The following is a 16,750-nucleotide window of genomic DNA, read 5'->3' as shown; positions in this document are numbered from 1 at the left end:
TGATGGCTCTTCGCGAACGAATCTGAGAGCCAACTTGTTGGCGAAAAGGCTTGATACGGTGTGTCTGGCACAACGCCTCGCCAACAAGTTGGCTCCTACAGAGAATTTATGCACAGCACAAATCACGGCGGGACGCGAATTCATTCACGAAAGCTTCAATCGTTTCGGCGCTTACGTTTGCGGTAAACCAACGCCACTGCCAGCAGCAACAGCGCAACGACCCCGGCGATCACGCCATACAACTCGTCGTAATTGAGCAGCGGCTTTTCGATCCGCAGATAACCCGGCTGTGCCAGTAATCCGCGCAGGGCCTGGTTGGCGGTGTCGAGGCTGACCGCTTTGATCTGAGGGGCCGGGTCGGCAAAGTGACCGTTTTCGTAATCACTCAGCGACCCCCAATAATAATCGGCCAATGCACTGTTGCCTTGGGCCGCCCACGCCAGCTTATCGATGGCCACTTCTCGTAGGCGGGCGAAGATTGCCGGGTCGAGGCCATCTTTTTGCAGGCGCACCGTCAAATCATGCATGGCCATCTCGGCCTGCTGTACATCATCGCGGTCAAGGTCTGCGTTCAAACTCATGAACCCGGTGTCGCCAAAGACTTCGCGCTCGCTCCAGGGGCCGTAGGAAAGCCCGTCCTTCAACCGCAACGTGCTGTAGAGCGACCAGTCGAGGTAGTCCTGAAGTAACTCGTAGGTTTCATCATGCTGCTGCGCAAGTATTGGCTCAGGGAAATACCAATGCACACGGGCGCCCTCACCTAGCCAGCCCTTGGTCAACGTGCGTTCGGCTTGCGCCGAGTGGCTGATTGCAGCGAGGGGTGGATGGTCGCCTGGCTCAATTGCGCTGAGCTGGCTATACGTGCGTTCCAGGTAAGCCGGCAAAAGACGATCAAGATCGCCGACGACAATCAGGGTCATATTGTTGGCGGCGTACCAACTGCTGCGGACTTTTTCGACCTGCTCTAGGGTGAGCGATTCGATGTCGGGCCGCTCGGCGCATTTAAGTCCGAGTTCAACCGCTAACTGCTTGCTCGCGCTATGACCCAAGTCTTTGTGATCGAGCCAGCGTTGCAGGTGTGAATAGTGGCCGCCGTCTTCGTGTTCGACGATGCCCTTAGCGGCGTTCAGCGAGTCTTGATTGATGCGGCTGTGGGTCAAGATGTCCAGCAGCAGATCGAGCACTTGCCGCTGATTCCGGGCAGGCGCTTCGATAACGAAGGTGGTATCAGAGTTGCTGGTGAAGGCGTTCCATTCACCGCCCAACGCTTGCATGCGCTCCTCAAGCCCGCCTTCGCCGCGATCATCCGTGCCGCTGAACAGAAGGTGCTCAAGCAAATGCGGAAGCTCTTTATCGTTGCAGGCAAAGTCATCGAAACCAACGCCGACCACCAGGCGAATGGCGACATGGCCTTTTTCATTACCTGGTTTGAGCAGTACTTGCAGGCCGTTGGCCAATTGGTAGCCCTCGACCTGAAAGCGGTCCAGGGCAATCGAAGCGGCCGAACTCAACAAAAGACAGACAAACAACAGGCTGCGCATAAAACGAACTTCCTTGCGGGCCGACATGTTTAACAGACTTCCCCGCCCTTGAGTCGTTCACAGCGGCTGTTCTATCTCAGCGTCGCTGGACAAGGCCCCCGTGTCTGACGTTTCAAGCACGGCGTAGGCGCTGCTGCAGAACAATGAGTTGAGCCGTTTCATGTCCGCGATCAATTCCAAATGCAGTGAGCTGGTTTCCAGGCTCTGTACCACTTTGCGTTGCAGACGACTGACATGGGCGTGCGCCAAACGCCGCTCCTGCGCGCGGAAACGCCGTTTTTCACGCAGCAATTGCCGAGCGCTTTCAGGGTCGGCGCTGACGAATACCGACAAACCCAGGCGCAAATTCAAAAGTAACTGGCTGTGTAGCCCGGTTAATTCTTCCAAGCCGACTTCGGAGAATGAGCGCCGCTGGGAAGTCTTCTGCTGCTGCACTTTACGCAGCATGCGCTCGATCAGGTCGCTGGCCAGTTTTAGGTTGATCGCCAGCTCGATGATCTCCGCCCAACGTCGGCTGTCGTGCTCGCTCAAGTCTTCGCGTGGCATCTGCGCCAGATAGAGTTTGATCGCGTTGTAGAGCGCTTCGGTATCATCGTTGAGGCTGCGCATTTGTGCGGTAACGGCGGTTTGTGTACCGCGCAGCACTTCCTGCATGGCCGTGAGCATGCTTTCGACCAAATCGCCCAAACGCAGGGTTTCGCGCACGGCATTGGCCAGAGCCAAGCTTGGGGTTGCCAGCGCTGTGGCATCCAAATGACGGGGTTTTGCTACCCCGCTGGTTTCCGGGCGTTCAGGTAATAACCATGCGCACAGGCGAGCCATCGGACCCACACTGGGCAGCATCACTAGGCAACGCAAGGTGTTGTAGGACACGTGGAAGCTGATCACCAGACTTTGCGGACTGAAATCCAGCGTATCCATCCATGCCACCAACGGGCTCAAGATCGGAATAATCAGCAGCAGGCCAATCAGTTTGTACAACAGGCTACCCAGTGCGACTTGCCGTCCGGCAACGTTCTGCATGCTGGTGCTCAAGAACGCCAATAGACCGCTGCCGATATTCGCGCCGATGACCAGACCAATCGCCACAGGCAGACTGATGATCTCAGAACCCGCGAGAGTGGCTGTCAACAGCACGGCGGCGAGGCTGGAATAGGAAATCAATGCGAACATCGCGCCGATAAGGGCGTCGAGCATGATGTCGCCAGTCAGCGAGGCGAACAGCACTTTGACCCCGGCTGCGTGGGTAATCGGCGCTGCCGAAGTAACGATCAATTGCAGCGCCAGAATAATCAGCCCAAGGCCGATGCCGACTCTGCCGAGCTGCCCGGCGCGTGTTTGCTTGCGCGACAGAAACAGGATGACGCCGAGGAAAATCAGCAGCGGCGACAGCCAAGACAAGTCGAAAGTCAGCACTCGCGCCATCAACGCCGTACCGACATCGGCGCCCAGCATGATCGCCAGGGCCGGGGTCAAGGCCATCAACCGCTGGCCAACGAACGAAGTCACCAGCATGGCGGTGGCGTTACTGCTCTGGACCAGTGCCGTAACCACAATACCGGCGATGAACGCCAGCGGTCGCTTGGACATGTTCTGGCTGAGGACACGGCGTAACTGTGAGCCATACACGCGCAGGATGCCGGTACGGACGATGTGCGTGCCCCAAATCAGCAAGGCAACAGCGGACAACAAATCGAGCAGGGTCAGCATATACAGGCCCCCTGAGGTCACCCGAACGGGGTGAGAATGAGAAGTGCAGCGAGAGGCAAGCGCGATGGTATCTTTGAGACGTCTAACGCTCCCCTAAGCTTTAGTCGGCTAATGGCCTTAACGCCAAGCATCGCATACGCAATGGCGTCGTGAAACAAAACTGTCATAAATCAGAGAATTGAAATGCCAGAGAACCGGGGCACGCGATCTGCGCGTTTCTGTGGCGTGAGCTGCTATTGACTAGCCCAGGGTGTCTTTGCGCATTCTTAACGGCTCGCTTGGGGCCTTCTTTTTTGCAATCGTGGTGCGCATTTTTATATTGATAGCTTCAACCGCTAACGAGAAGGCCATGGCGAAATACACGTAACCCTTGGGCACATGCACGTCGAATGCTTCGCAGATCAAGACTACGCCCACCACCATCAGGAATGACAGCGCCAACATTTTCAATGACGGGTGCTTGTCGATGAAGTCACTGATGACGCCTGCACAGGCCATCATCACCAGCACCGCCGCGACGATGGCCGCGATCATGACCGGCACATAGGACACCATCCCGACCGCTGTAATCACCGAGTCGAGGGAGAACACGATGTCGATAATCGCGATCTGGATGATGGTGTACAGGAATTTACCGCCTTTACCTTTGGGCTCATTAGCAGCTTCTTCCTCCCCTTCCATGCCGTGATAAATTTCTTGAGAGCTTTTCCACAGCAGGAATAAACCACCGAAAAACAGAATCAAATCCCGCCCGGAAATACCTTGGCCGAACACCACGAACAAGTCTGAGGTCAGGCGCATAACCCAGGTGATCGACAGCAGCAGCAAGATTCGGGTAACCATGGCCAGTGCCAGTCCGAAGATTCGCGTCCGTGGCTGCATGGGTTTGGGCATACGGCTGACGAGAATCGCGATCATGATGATGTTGTCGATGCCGAGGACGATCTCCAAGGCGGTCAGGGTGAAAAAGGCAACCCAAAGTTCGGGGTTGATCAGCCATTCCATAGGTATTCCTTAAGCGGTTAATCCCCGGTTTACCGGGAGTGAATCGTCAGCTTCATAGACTGCGGTAGAACGGAAATATTCCCATCAACAGCGCGGCGACCATTATGCACAGACAAACCAGCACCGCCCATTTCAGGGTAAACCGTTGGTGATCGCCGAATTCGATACCCGCCAATGCCACCAATAGATAGGTCGACGGTACCAGTGGGCTCAGCAAATGCACGGGTTGACCGACGATTGAGGCGCGGGCCATTTCCAGGGGGGTGATGCCGTAATGGCTGGCGGCTTCGGCCAGAATAGGCAGCACCCCGTAGTAAAAAGCATCGTTGGACATGAAGAAGGTGAACGGCATGCTGACCAGCGCGGTGATGACCGCGAGGTATGGGCCGAGGGCATCCGGGATGACCGCCAACAGGCTTTCGGACATGGCCTTGACCATCCCGGTGCCCGACAGAATGCCAGTGAAGATCCCAGCGGCGAAGATCAGCCCAACGACCGCCAGAACGCTACCGGCGTGGGCCGCGATGCGGTCCTTTTGCGCTTGCAGGCATGGATAGTTCACGATCATCGCGATACTGAATGCCACCATGAACAGAACCGGCAACGGCAGCAGGCCGGCGATCAAGGCAGCCATTAGCGCGAGAGTGAGTCCGCCGTTGAACCAGATCAGTTTCGGCCGACGCGCTTCGGGGAACTGTGACACGCTGATTTCACTGTGATCGCCTTCCTCGCCCGGCAGGTGCAGCTCACCCAAGCGAGCGCGTTCACGTTTGCCATAGGCATAAGCGATCAGCAGGATCGCGATAACGCCCACCAGCATGGCCGGAATCATCGGTACGAAGATTGCGGAGGGGTCGACATGCAAGGCGCTGGCGGCGCGTGCGGTTGGGCCACCCCAAGGCGTCATGTTCATCACGCCGCCGGCCAGAATGATCAATCCCGCCATGATTCTCGGGCTCATGCCCAAGCGACTGTACAGCGGGAGCATGGCCGCGACGCAGATCATGTACGTGGTTGCACCGTCACCGTCGAGGGACACCACCAGTGCCAAAACGGCGGTGCCGACGGAAACCTTGACCGGGTCGCCTTTGACCAGTTTGAGGATCAGGCGCACGGCTGGATCGAACAGACCGGAGTCGATCATCAGCGCGAAATACAAAATAGCGAACATCAACATCACGCCGGTGGGCGCAAGTTTGGTGATGCCTTCGAGCATCATGGGGCCGATGCCAGCGGCGAAACCGCCTAACAGGGCAAACGCGATTGGAACCAGAATCAGGGCGATCAGGGCGGACAGGCGTTTGCTCATGATCAGGTACATGAACGTGACGACCATGGCAAAGCCGAGGAAGGTCAGCATAGAAATACTCCAGGTGCAGCGCGGCGTGAGGAATGCGGATTGAGCGGATCAGATCAACGCAGAGCGGGCTGCACGTGGATGAAGAGCGGGAATGGGCTGGAGCGGAAATGCGTGGACATCAGGATCACCATTGTCGTTGAGTTCTTGTTGTTATGCCGCGACCGACCTAATGCCGGCAGCGGAGGCGATCCTAAAGGGACAAGCTTTCAGCAAGCTTTCGATGGGTGAAGATTATGAGCAAGCATGAGCTGGAGAGGCCGCGCCGTCGCCCAGCAGACACCGACTACTGGGAATTGCATATTTTTGTGGGAGGGCGTTACGGCAGCTCCAGGCCGCCGGCTGCTTTGTGCAGCGCACGGAGGTGTTGGCCGATTTGTTTCAGGTTGGCTTCGTTGGCGGCTATTTCTGCGGCGCGGCCGGGTTCGAGCAGAGCGCGGACTTCTTTGTCGAGGTCACCGGTTAAACGTAGCAGTTGTTTTTGGCGCTGGCTGCTTTCGTCTTCAAGCCGGTGCCATTCATTCTCTTGGGGCAAGCCATATCCGCCGCTGTCGAGCAACTCTGCCGGGCGACTGAGGAAGCCACTGCTGGCGAGAATCTCTCGCAAGGTGCCGGTGGCCTGGGAAACGCTGCCGTCTTTCTGTTCCTGGGCGCTGAGGTAGCGTTCTTTAACCTCTTCCTGAGCCAACAACAGTTGTCTGCGCAAGCTGGCCTGTTCCAATAACAACATGGCTGCGCTGGTGCGTAGATCTGCATTGGCGAACCAAGCGTTGCGGTCCTTGGCGGGCAGTGTCAGCCAGTCTTCCACGGTCTTCGGTTTGATCGGCAACTGTTTTTTCAAGATGTCGAACATCGCCTGATAGCGATCCCGATAAGAGTCGAACCGATAACCCAGACGCAAGGCTTCGCGGGGGTCTTTCAGCACGCTGGTGTCGGCCAGACCACGGGCGTCAAGAACTTCCAGCAGGCCGTTAGGAATGATGCTGTCCAAGCCTTTGATACGCGGGTCATCGGTACCGCTGCGCAACAGCTTCAAGGTCTCTACCGCGCAGTTGTTCGAGATGAAGTAGTAATTGCCGTCGTAGCTCCAGTGCATCTCGGCCGCGTGCTGCACCAAAGCGTTGATCTCTGGGCGCGACAGGTTCATGGGCACTGAGGCGAGGCTGCGCAGTTCGGTCTTGGTGTACTCATCGATCACTTGCGACAGTGGCAAAACGAACAGGCGCGATGGATAGACGCCCGTCAGGCCGTCCCAGCTCGACAGCTGCACATCGCCAACGAAGGCGCGATACGACAACACCAGGTGCTGATCTAGGTCCAGACGGCAATCCGGGCCGCGTGGCCGTCCAGGTTTGCAAATCACCAGCCGAAGCATGCTATGGCCCCAGCGACTCACCCAGTTCTGGTTGGCTTCAGCTAACAGGTAGTCGACCGCATACACCCGCTCTGGATCAATCTTGCCCAGCGGCTGCACAGCAAAATCGCTGCCAGCGTTGATGAAAGGATAGGACGCCGGGCATTCGTTCTTGGCCGCGGGAGCCCAGCCGAACCGATCTTTGTAATACGCGTAAAGCCCCGGTCTGCGGCATGCGTAATCAGGATCCAGGAGGAAATACTCCATGTTCACTGCGACGAATTCGCGCGGGTTACTGATTTCGTAGATGTCCGGGCTGCGGGCTACCTGGCGGTTGTTCTCTTCGCGCTCACCGCGACGGCCAACGTATTCCGGCCAGCCGGCAAGGTCGAGCAACCGTGGATCGTCGCTAAGGGTAAAGCGGCGTTCCGTTTCGCCCCGGCATTGATCCGGCAACCCGATATCGCCCGTGCTGCTGGCCTGACGTCGGCAATTGAGGATCAGCTTACGCTCGGCTTCTGGCCACAGCGCCGCGCGATCATAAATATGGGTGAGTTCGTGCAGGACCGTCGCGAGCATTTCGCGGCGGACGGTGCCGTGAGGACGATTGGTTTTTTGCGTGGCTGCCGAGCCGTCAGTCAGGCTTGCCAGCAAATTGCGGTTCAGGTCGAGATGATGCGGGCCGGTCGCTTCGCCATAGGCGTTGCTTGGTAGTCCCGTGGACCAACTGACATCGACGCGTCGGTCCAACTGCTCGACGAATCCAGGCGGCAGGGACCGCATCGCCTCATCAAGCAATAGTTGGCTGGCGTGTTGCTGCGCCTGGTTGAGGTCGTCGGTGTCGAGCTTAAGGCTCAACCCGGCGACTGCGCTGTTGCCGACCAACAACAGCGCGCAGGTCAGCACCCAGACGGCGAGAGGTCTCACAGCGCGAGAATGGCTTCGGCCAGCGTTTCGTCACTAGCGTTACGGGCTTCGGGCAAATGCGCGCGCAGGGTATCGAAGGCGGCTTCAAGCTGAACCCCGCGAATATCGCCTTTGCTGGCCACATAGCTGGCCGCGTCGTCTTTGGCTTGAATCACGACTTTGGAGTCACGTGTAGAGGTGGTGCTGTCAGAGGTAAAGTCGATGCTGCGGCCGAAGGCGCGGACGACGATATTACTGGTGGCCTTGACGGTTTGTGCTTGGGCCACGCCGGTTAGCAACAACAGACCAAGGGTGGCGGCAATCAGCGGGGTACGCATGGAACGTCTCCAAAATGCAGAAGATAAAACGTGATTATTGGACGAGGATTGCTTGCGCCAGTTCAGCGTCGCTGGCACAAAGTTTTGGCTGGGTCAGGCGTAGCTGCTCGCGTAGCGCAAGCAGGGCTTCTTCCAGTTGTGCTCCTCGCAGTCGGCCATCACTGGCTATAAACGCTGCAGCATCATCCTGGGCGGCAAGTACGATTTTTCGATCAAACGGTGCAGACGTAACCTTGCTGGTAACGAATCCGCTGGCGACCAGAGATTGTGTGGTCGTATCAAACGCTTGGCACTGGGCAGTCCAAGCCAGAGCAATGAGGAGAACAGGCAGAAAACGCATAGTTCTATCTAGCCGATGATTCGAGCGGGCAAGGCTAGCGCAATGCCCGTAGTAGAGCTAGCCGACATTTAAGCGGGCCTGCGCGGTAGGTCAAATCGCCAGGATCGCCTGAGCCAGCTGGGCGTCCGTCGCTTTCAACTCGGGCGCTTGATGACGGATATGGTCCAGCGCGCCTTCAAGTTGTACGCCACGGATCTCGCCTTGGCTGGCCACAAAGCTGGCTGCGTCGTCGCGGGCTGCGAGTACGATTTTGTCGTCCTTGAGCGAAGAGGACAGTTTCGAGGTCGCGTCGCTTGAGGCATCGAATGCACGAACCAGTTCATCGGTGGTGACAACAAAACTCGATGCACTTGCGCCGGTGGCAACAACAGCCAAGAGGGCTACAGCGCTAAGCAGGCGTAGGCGGGCCATGATGAACTCCAGAGACTTAGAAATAGAGGATTTGAGCAGCGGCAAGCCTATAACAGCAATGCGGTGCATACCATCCTGTGACGTCGCGAGCGTGTTTTTAGCGACAGGAGGAAGGGTTTTCGACGCCATGTGATTAAAAAATATACGGAAACTAACTGTACTGGTCGATATGGCCAATGTAAAAACTGTACGTGATTGGGCAGATAGCGTAGGTGGCTTCACGGGCGTTCGCAAACCCCGAAATGACAAAACCCGTCGGCAGTTACCTGCGACGGGTCTTGTATGGAGCAATTCGGGTTGCTGGCAGGAGACCTGTTGGGTCTGGGACCAGCGAGCGCTAAATTAGCGCCAGAACGGCTTGCTCAACTCTTCGTAGCGTTGCGATTCGCTAATCCCGGCGTCAGCCAGCAAACGTGCATCCAGACGGGCCAATTGGTGGCGGCTGGAAATGCGACGCTGCCAAAGCATCAGGTTGGCGAAAGCGCGAAGAGGCCATACAGCTTTTTCGGATGAAGCGGTTGTTTCGAAGAACAGGTCGGAACTGATTGTACGTTCCATGATGAACATCCTTCCGCTTGTGGCGGGATTAGGTAGTGGTTTAACTGGTACTGATTTTCCTCTCTCTTGATCAGTCTCACTAGACACAGTTCACTTCAATTGTGCTGGTTCAGTTAACTGTTTATACGCACTGTTTTGTTCGAAAACGGGGCAACTGTACCGGTTCGCCCTTTTGTGGTGCGCTTATTCAAAAGTACGGTTGATATTAAGGGTTTAGAGCGGTCGAACGACCCGTACAGCAGTACAGTTTTTGAAACGGAAGGGTTTTTCAGTAGGCTGACTGCAAGAAAATGTCTTGCAGTCAGCAACTGAGTGAATCAGTTGGCGAGCATTTGCCCGGTTTCTTCCAGGTTCATGTGCCAGCTGAGCGCTTCGCGCAGTACGTGAGGGGTGTGACCGCCGATTTTGCAGGCCGCAGCGAAGTAGTCATTGAGCGCACCGCGGTACGCCGGGTGAACACAGTTGTCGATAATCACTCGAGCGCGTTCGCGAGGTGCCAAACCACGCAGGTCGGCCAGACCTATTTCGGTCACCAGGATGTCAACGTCATGTTCGGTGTGGTCAACGTGGCTGACCATAGGCACAACGCTAGAGATAGCGCCGCCCTTGGCGATGGACTTGGTCACGAAGATCGCCAAATGTGCGTTGCGAGCGAAGTCTCCCGAGCCGCCAATCCCGTTCATCATCCGGGTGCCGCAGACGTGAGTGGAGTTGACATTACCGTACAGATCGAACTCCAGCGCCGTGTTGATCCCGATAATACCCAGGCGACGAATCACTTCCGGGTGATTGGAGATTTCCTGTGGACGCAGGACCAATTGCGGTTTGTAACGGTTCAAGTCGCTGAAGACTTCAGTGTGTTTCGCGGCTGACAAGGTCACAGAGCTGCCAGAAGCAAAGCTCAGAACGCCGGCATCGAACAGGTCGAAGGTCGAGTCCTGAAGCACTTCGGAGTACATGGTCATGTCGTGGAAAGGTGAGTCCAGCAAACCGTGCATCACCGCGTTAGCGATGGTGCCGATGCCCGCCTGCAGCGGCATCAAGCTGTTGGTCAGACGGTTTTCTTTCACTTCGTGTTTGAAGAACTCAACCAAGTGGCTGGCGATCGCCTGAGTATCGGCGTCGGGAGGCAGAATCGTCGAGTGTGAGTCCGGTTGATTGCTGATGACGATGCCGACAATTTTCGCCGGGTCGATCTGCACCGCTGTGCTGCCGATGCGGGTGTCAGCTCTCAGTATCGGGATTGGCAGCCGGGTTGGACGGTAGCTAGGGATATAGATGTCATGCAGGCCTTCCAGCTCCAGCGGCTGGGCGAGGTTGATTTCGATAATCACCTCTTTGGCCAGAATCGCGAAGCTGGCCGAGTTACCGACGGAGGTGCTGAGTATCAGATGGCCTTCTTCGGTAATGGCCACGCATTCGATCACAGCCAAGTCGACGGCTTTAATCTGACGATTGCGCAGCTGCTCAACGGTGTCCGAGAGATGCTGGTCGATGAACATCACCGTGCCGTCGTTGATCGCCTTGCGCAACGTGCTGTCGACCTGGAACGGCATGCGACGGGACAACACGCCTGCTTCGGTGAGCTGCTTGTCGAGGTCGTTGCCCAGGCTTGCGCCGGTCATCAAGCTGATCTTCAGGGGCGAAGTCTTGGCACGCAGGGCCAGGGCTTGTGGAACGGCCTTGGCTTCGCCTGCGCGGGTGAAGCCGCTCATGCCGACGGTCATGCCGTCCTGGATCAAGGCTGCGGCGTCTGACGCGCTCATGACCTTGCTGAATAGAGAAGGCATACGAATACGATCACGGTACATGGGTTGTCATCTCGGGTATCGGAAGCAAGGCCTCAGTCTAAGTGAGTTGGATTTTTTCCGTCCCGCTACCAAAGTCGCATCCAGGGCTATTAAATAGCCGTTTCGGTGTAAAACAGCGTTACAAAGCCGAAAAAAACCCCAGCCGATATTCGCGCTGGGGTCAGATTGAAGCGAGTGGACGTTTTTAGCGGAATCAGTCGACGGCTTTAACCATGTCCTCAATGACCTTTTTAGCGTCACCAAACACCATCATGGTTTTATCCAGGTAGAACAATTCATTGTCCAAACCGGCGTAGCCGCTGGCCATCGAGCGCTTGTTTACGATGATGGTCTTGGCCTTGAACGCTTCGAGAATCGGCATGCCAGCAATCGGCGATTTAGGATCGTTCTTCGCCGCAGGGTTGACCACGTCGTTGGCGCCCAAGACCAGTACTACGTCGACTTGGCCAAACTCGGAGTTGATGTCATCCATCTCGAACACTTGGTCGTAAGGCACTTCTGCCTCGGCCAGCAGTACGTTCATGTGCCCCGGCATCCGCCCGGCGACCGGGTGAATCGCGTACTTCACGGTGACGCCCCGGTGAGTCAGCTTCTCGGTCAGCTCTTTCAGCGCATGTTGTGCGCGAGCCACTGCCAGGCCGTAGCCGGGAACGATGATCACGGTGTCGGCGTTCATCAGAAGGAAGGTGGCGTCGTCAGCCGAGCCTGATTTAACCGGGCGGGCTTCTTTATCACCTACAGGGCCTGTGACGTTCGTCGCACCGCCGAAACCGCCGCCGATTACATTGAAGAACGAACGGTTCATCGCCTTGCACATGATGTACGAGAGAATGGCGCCGCTTGAACCTACCAGTGAGCCGGCAATGATCAGCATCGAGTTGTTCAGCGAGAAACCAATCCCCGCCGCTGCCCAGCCGGAGTAGCTGTTGAGCATCGACACCACGACCGGCATATCTGCACCGCCGATGGGGATGATCAGCAGTACGCCGATGACGAACGCTAAAGCGAGCATCAGGGCAAACGCGCCAAGGTTGCCGGTGGCGATGAAGATCACGCCGAAGGCTATCGTCGCCAAGCCCAGTAACAGGTTCAGCTTGTGCTGACCGGCAAACTGTACCGGTGCGCCTTGGAACAGGCGGAATTTGTACTTGCCTGAGAGCTTGCCGAAGGCAATGACAGAACCAGAAAAGGTGATCGCACCAATCGCTGCACCAAGGAACAGCTCCAGGCGATTACCGGCTGGAATGCTGTCGCCCAAGTGATGAACAATACCCAGCGACTGCGGCTCGACGACGGCGGCGATGGCGATGAACACAGCGGCGAGGCCGATCATGCTGTGCATGAACGCAACCAGCTCAGGCATCTTGGTCATTTCAACGCGTTTGGCCATGATCGAACCGGCGGTACCGCCGACTAATAAACCAATTACGATATAACCGATACCTGCTGAAGCGCCGCCCTGTGCCAGCGACATCTCGCCAAGCTTGTACACGAGGCCGATGGTGGTGATCACAGCCAGCGTCATGCCCAGCATGCCGTACAGATTGCCGCGTCGCGAGGTGGTCGGGTGCGACAGGCCTTTGAGCGCCTGGATGAAGCAGATCGAGGCGATCAGGTACAGAAGTGTTACTAGATTCATGCTCATTACTTCTGCGCCCCTGTTTCTACGGGCAGAACTTTAGCTTTCGGTGCTTTTTTCTTGAACATCTCCAGCATTCGCCGAGTGACGAGGAAGCCGCCGAACACGTTGACCGCCGCTAATGCGACCGCCAGCGTGCCCATGGTTTTGCCCAGCGGGGTAACGGTCAGTGCAGCTGCGAGCATGGCGCCGACGATCACAATTGCCGAAATCGCGTTAGTCACTGCCATCAGCGGGGTGTGCAACGCGGGTGTAACGTTCCAGACCACATGGAAGCCGACATAGATCGCCAGCACGAAGATGATCAGGTTGTAGATACCGGGGGAGATAAACTCTTCCATCGTCTTGTCCTTTAGGCGTTCTTGCGGATGACTTGGCCGTCGCGGCACATAAGGCACGCGGTAACGATGTCGTCTTCGAGGTTGATCTGCAGCTGCCCTTCTTCGGTGAATAGCAGCTTCATAAAGTCCAGCAGATTGCGTGCATACAGGGCCGAAGCATCAGCAGCCACCATTGCGGGCAAGTTGGTGTAACCAATGATGGTCACGCCATGCTCGATCACCACTTGGTCAGCCACGGTCAGCGGGCAATTGCCGCCTTGCGCCGCCGCCAGGTCGATGACCACCGAGCCGGGCTTCATTTGCGAAACGGTGTCGGCGCTGAGCAGCACCGGCGCTTTACGGCCGGGAATCAACGCCGTGGTAATCACGATGTCCGCCTGCTTGGCGCGCTCGTGCACCGCAACCGCCTGGCGTTGCATCCAGCTCGCGGGCATCGGGCGGGCATAGCCCCCAACACCGACGGCGGCTTCACGTTCTTCGTCGCTTTCGTACGGCACGTCAACGAACTTGGCGCCGAGGGACTCGATCTGTTCTTTAACCGCAGGACGTACGTCCGACGCTTCAATCACAGCGCCCATACGTCTTGCCGTCGCGATGGCCTGCAAGCCGGCAACGCCAGCACCCAGGATCAGCACCCGTGCGGCTTTCACAGTTCCTGCGGCCGTCATCAGCATCGGCATGAAGCGCGGATAGTGATGGGCTGCTAGTAGAACGGCTTTATAGCCTGCGATGTTGGCTTGGGAAGACAGGACGTCAAGGCTTTGGGCGCGGGAGGTGCGCGGCGCGGCTTCGAGGGCAAATGCGGTAATACCGCATTCGGCCATCTTTGAAATCGTCTCGCTGTTAAACGGATTGAGCATTCCGATCACGATCGTGCCGGGTCTGATCAGCGTCAGCTCATGATCGTTGGGAGCGGCGACCTTGAGGACCAGCTCAGCACCGAACGCATCCGTCGCAGTACCAAGGGCGGCACCGCAGGACTGATAAGCACTGTCAATAACGCAGGCGTTAATGCCGGCGCCACTTTGCACCGTGACCTGATGGCCTTGGGCAATCAGCTTCCTGATGGTTTCGGGGGTTGCGGCAACCCGAGTTTCGCCCGTATGGGTTTCGAGAGGAACACCAATGTGCACGTTCAAATCTCCTGCATGATCTTGTTCTTATGTTCGAATAGGCCAGTGCACTACGGATGGCGCAGCTGGTTCGGCTGATCAGTACGATCCCGCCAAAACAGGGCGGGGCGCGGCATTTTGCAGGCGAAGTTAGATCCCTTCAACCACTTATGAAAGGTGACGAAAAATTAACTACAAGTCACCCTGTGACCAGAAGTCGCATCAAATGCAGGTGGGCCTTTGTTTACAAGGCCTGTAGCGATCTATTTGTAAATACGACCTTTTGCGTAATTAGGTTGATGAATACGTGTCACCTGCTCATGTAAAGGCTGATAGCCCCGGTTTTATGCGGTCTGGGTGCAATTATTGGCTATCGGTACAGTTGGTCTTAAAGCGACAAATTGTTATATCTGTAGGCGCGGAATGTTTTTGACTACACGGTCAGCTACCGGCTGCAAGCGGTGTTGCAAGTAGGGTGTAGCCATGAGCCTGATCCACCAGCCAATCGCGAAAAGAGCGCAACGAAGCAGACTCTACTTTTCGCTCTGGAATCATCAGGTAATAAGCCTTAGGACTCGATAACGCCGATTGATTCGCAATGACAAGACGCTTTTCCGCCAATTCGCGCTGAATAAGAAATGGCGGAATCAAGGCAACCCCCATCTCATGCATGGCCGCCTGTGCAAGCATGGAGAATAGCTCGTAACGGGGGCCTGTCATGTCCCAGGGGATATTCACGCTCAAAGCGCTGAACCATTGCCGCCAGGCATAGGGGCGCGTGGTTTGTTGCAGGAGCGCAAGTTCGGCTATCTCATTGGCGCTTAAGCTCTGACGATTGCCCAATAGCGTTGGGCTACATACGGGCATCGGATTCTCACCCATCAACCGGTGTGACTCAGTGCCGGACCAGTCCGCGTCGCCGAAGTAGATTGCCGCATCGAACTCGGTGTCTGCGAACAGAAACGGGCGGGTACGGTTGGTCAGGTTGACCGTCACGTCGGGGTGCTTCTGCTGGAAATGTTTCAGGCGTGGCAGAAGCCATTGAGTGCCGAATGTAGGGACCACTGCCAGCTCGATGGTGTTGGCGCCCTGTTGGCCCATCGCTGAAAGCGTGTCACGTTCCACGGCATCCAATTGAGTCGCGACGCGCCGACTATAAGAAAGGCCGACCTCTGTCAGCTTGACCCCGCGGCGGGAGCGTCGGAATAGCTCGACGTTGAGAAACTCTTCGAGGCTGGCGATTTGTCGGCAGATGGCGCCTTGGGTAATCGAAAGCTCCCGCGCTGCTTTGGTGAAGCTCTCGTGCCTGGCGGCGGCTTCGAAACTGATGAGGGCTGTCGTGCTGGGTATCTTTCTGCGCATGTACCTTTACCTCACCTGTTGATCGCATTAACGAGGCTTATACTCATTACGGAGTGATAAATTAGCACAACAGTATGCGAAAACCTCGTTTGCCCTATTCGCTAACGGGGCCTAGCATCAGCCCACGACGTTATTACCTGATCGCGAGGACTCGCTCATGGCTGGCAAAGCAAGCTTCAACTGGATCGACCCACTGTTGTTGGATCAGCAACTTACTGAAGAAGAACGCATGGTGCGCGACAGCGCTGAGCAGTTTTCCCGTGACAAGTTGGCCCCTCGCGTCCTTGAAGCTTTTCGCCATGAGCGCACCGACACCGCTATCTTCCGTGAGATGGGTGACGTGGGCTTGTTGGGCGCCACAATCCCGGAGCAATACGGGGGTAGCGGTCTGAGCTACGTGTGTTACGGATTGATCGCACGTGAAGTCGAGCGCGTTGATTCCGGTTATCGCTCGATGATGAGTGTGCAGTCCTCTCTGGTGATGGTCCCGATCAACGAGTTCGGCACTCAAGCGCAGAAACAGAAATACCTGCCCAAGTTGGCTTCCGGCGAGTGGATTGGTTGTTTCGGTCTTACCGAACCCAATCACGGCTCCGATCCGGGCGCGATGATCACTCGGGCAAAAAAGGTCGAGGGCGGTTATCGCTTGTCTGGAAGCAAAATGTGGATCACCAACAGCCCGATCGCCGATGTATTCGTGGTGTGGGGCAAGGACGATGCGGGCGATATTCGTGGTTTCGTCCTGGAGAAAGGTTGGGCCGGCCTGAGCGCGCCGGCTATTCACGGCAAGATCGGCCTGCGCGCATCCGTTACCGGCGAGATCGTGATGGACAACGTGTTTGTGCCTGAGGAAAACATCTTCCCGGACGTTCGTGGTCTGAAAGGGCCGTTCACCTGCCTGAACTCCGCTCGTTACGGGATTTCCTGGGGGGCGCTGGGTGCTGCTGAATTTTGCTGGCACACCG

General features: G+C 56.8%; 15 protein-coding genes (1 of these 15 only partly in view). 1 reads left to right on the top strand and 14 read right to left on the bottom strand.

The genetic code is table 11. The features are described from left to right. Positions 1 to 155: 155 nt before the first annotated feature. The 14 genes from RHM65_RS05640 to RHM65_RS05575 form a co-directional block, all read right to left on the bottom strand. On the bottom strand, positions 156 to 1,541 hold the full coding sequence (locus RHM65_RS05640) for a pitrilysin family protein (protein WP_322171310.1): 1,386 nt from the start codon (positions 1,539 to 1,541) through the stop codon (positions 156 to 158). 57 nt (positions 1,542 to 1,598) lie between these two features. Then, positions 1,599 to 3,251 carry a Na/Pi cotransporter family protein gene (locus RHM65_RS05635; RefSeq protein WP_322184455.1) on the bottom strand — a complete coding sequence of 551 codons (1,653 nt, stop codon included), beginning with the start codon at positions 3,249 to 3,251 and terminating at the stop codon, positions 1,599 to 1,601. 240 nt (positions 3,252 to 3,491) lie between these two features. Continuing rightward, on the bottom strand, positions 3,492 to 4,256 hold the full coding sequence (locus RHM65_RS05630; RefSeq protein ID WP_322166921.1) for a TerC family protein: 765 nt from the start codon (positions 4,254 to 4,256) through the stop codon (positions 3,492 to 3,494). 52 nt (positions 4,257 to 4,308) lie between these two features. After that, complete coding sequence (locus RHM65_RS05625; protein WP_322166922.1) at positions 4,309 to 5,616, bottom strand: CitMHS family transporter; 1,308 nt, start codon at positions 5,614 to 5,616, stop codon at positions 4,309 to 4,311. Between the two features lie 316 nt (positions 5,617 to 5,932). Next, complete coding sequence (locus tag RHM65_RS05620) at positions 5,933 to 7,894, bottom strand: DUF4105 domain-containing protein (RefSeq protein WP_322166923.1); 1,962 nt, start codon at positions 7,892 to 7,894, stop codon at positions 5,933 to 5,935. After that, positions 7,891 to 8,211, bottom strand: coding sequence for a DUF2388 domain-containing protein (locus tag RHM65_RS05615; protein WP_322166924.1), 321 nt, complete (start codon positions 8,209 to 8,211; stop codon positions 7,891 to 7,893). Before RHM65_RS05615 ends, RHM65_RS05620 begins: the two co-directional genes overlap by 4 nt. Before the next feature lie 34 nt (positions 8,212 to 8,245). Beyond that, positions 8,246 to 8,551 (bottom strand): DUF2388 domain-containing protein, encoded by a 306-nt coding sequence (locus RHM65_RS05610; RefSeq protein ID WP_322166925.1) that lies wholly within the window; start codon positions 8,549 to 8,551, stop codon positions 8,246 to 8,248. A gap of 90 nt (positions 8,552 to 8,641) precedes the next feature. Then, entirely contained in the window at positions 8,642 to 8,962 is a 321-nt protein-coding gene (locus RHM65_RS05605) for a DUF2388 domain-containing protein (RefSeq protein WP_322166926.1), read from the bottom strand. 342 nt (positions 8,963 to 9,304) lie between these two features. Next, positions 9,305 to 9,520 carry a DUF1127 domain-containing protein gene (locus tag RHM65_RS05600; protein WP_322166927.1) on the bottom strand — a complete coding sequence of 72 codons (216 nt, stop codon included), beginning with the start codon at positions 9,518 to 9,520 and terminating at the stop codon, positions 9,305 to 9,307. 317 nt (positions 9,521 to 9,837) lie between these two features. Continuing rightward, positions 9,838 to 11,331, bottom strand: coding sequence for an acetyl-CoA hydrolase/transferase family protein (locus RHM65_RS05595; RefSeq protein WP_322166928.1), 1,494 nt, complete (start codon positions 11,329 to 11,331; stop codon positions 9,838 to 9,840). A gap of 193 nt (positions 11,332 to 11,524) precedes the next feature. Continuing rightward, positions 11,525 to 12,976 (bottom strand): NAD(P)(+) transhydrogenase (Re/Si-specific) subunit beta, encoded by a 1,452-nt coding sequence (locus tag RHM65_RS05590; protein ID WP_322166929.1) that lies wholly within the window; start codon positions 12,974 to 12,976, stop codon positions 11,525 to 11,527. Beyond that, entirely contained in the window at positions 12,976 to 13,311 is a 336-nt protein-coding gene (locus RHM65_RS05585) for an NAD(P) transhydrogenase subunit alpha (RefSeq protein WP_322166930.1), read from the bottom strand. The genes RHM65_RS05590 and RHM65_RS05585 overlap by 1 nt, the downstream gene beginning before the upstream one ends. 11 nt (positions 13,312 to 13,322) lie before the next feature. Then, entirely contained in the window at positions 13,323 to 14,444 is a 1,122-nt protein-coding gene (locus tag RHM65_RS05580; RefSeq protein WP_322184454.1) for a Re/Si-specific NAD(P)(+) transhydrogenase subunit alpha, read from the bottom strand. Positions 14,445 to 14,864: 420 nt separating this feature from the next. After that, positions 14,865 to 15,785, bottom strand: a complete 921-nt coding sequence (locus tag RHM65_RS05575) for a LysR family transcriptional regulator (RefSeq protein ID WP_322166932.1) — start codon at positions 15,783 to 15,785, stop codon at positions 14,865 to 14,867. A gap of 157 nt (positions 15,786 to 15,942) precedes the next feature. Between RHM65_RS05575 and RHM65_RS05570 the strand changes: the two genes are divergently transcribed. Then, positions 15,943 to 16,750 carry the 5' portion of an acyl-CoA dehydrogenase gene (locus tag RHM65_RS05570; protein ID WP_322166933.1) on the top strand. Its footprint extends 374 nt past the window's final position, so 808 of the gene's 1,182 nt are visible here — the first part of the coding sequence; its start codon is at positions 15,943 to 15,945; its stop codon lies beyond the right edge, outside the window.

Origin of the sequence: Pseudomonas sp. CCI4.2, from assembly GCF_034350045.1 — a bacterium.
Taxonomy (GTDB): Bacteria; Pseudomonadota; Gammaproteobacteria; order Pseudomonadales; family Pseudomonadaceae; genus Aquipseudomonas.
Note: the sequence above shows the minus strand (reverse complement) of the source record. Positions and strands in the feature narration are given on the sequence as shown.

Bases quoted from the DNA above. Each gene is read 5' to 3' on its own strand.
- RHM65_RS05590 (WP_322166929.1), bottom strand. From the start codon at position 12,976: ATGAGCATGAATCTAGTAACACTTCTGTACCTGATCGCCTCGATCTGC.
- RHM65_RS05610 (WP_322166925.1), bottom strand. From the start codon at position 8,551: ATGCGTTTTCTGCCTGTTCTCCTCATTGCTCTGGCTTGGACTGCCCAG.
- RHM65_RS05595 (WP_322166928.1), bottom strand. From the start codon at position 11,331: ATGTACCGTGATCGTATTCGTATGCCTTCTCTATTCAGCAAGGTCATG.
- RHM65_RS05625 (WP_322166922.1), bottom strand. From the start codon at position 5,616: ATGCTGACCTTCCTCGGCTTTGCCATGGTCGTCACGTTCATGTACCTG.
- RHM65_RS05640 (WP_322171310.1), bottom strand. From the start codon at position 1,541: ATGCGCAGCCTGTTGTTTGTCTGTCTTTTGTTGAGTTCGGCCGCTTCG.
- RHM65_RS05585 (WP_322166930.1), bottom strand. From the start codon at position 13,311: ATGGAAGAGTTTATCTCCCCCGGTATCTACAACCTGATCATCTTCGTG.
- RHM65_RS05615 (WP_322166924.1), bottom strand. From the start codon at position 8,211: ATGCGTACCCCGCTGATTGCCGCCACCCTTGGTCTGTTGTTGCTAACC.
- RHM65_RS05575 (WP_322166932.1), bottom strand. From the start codon at position 15,785: ATGCGCAGAAAGATACCCAGCACGACAGCCCTCATCAGTTTCGAAGCC.
- RHM65_RS05635 (WP_322184455.1), bottom strand. From the start codon at position 3,251: ATGCTGACCCTGCTCGATTTGTTGTCCGCTGTTGCCTTGCTGATTTGG.
- RHM65_RS05600 (WP_322166927.1), bottom strand. From the start codon at position 9,520: ATGGAACGTACAATCAGTTCCGACCTGTTCTTCGAAACAACCGCTTCA.
- RHM65_RS05630 (WP_322166921.1), bottom strand. From the start codon at position 4,256: ATGGAATGGCTGATCAACCCCGAACTTTGGGTTGCCTTTTTCACCCTG.
- RHM65_RS05605 (WP_322166926.1), bottom strand. From the start codon at position 8,962: ATGGCCCGCCTACGCCTGCTTAGCGCTGTAGCCCTCTTGGCTGTTGTT.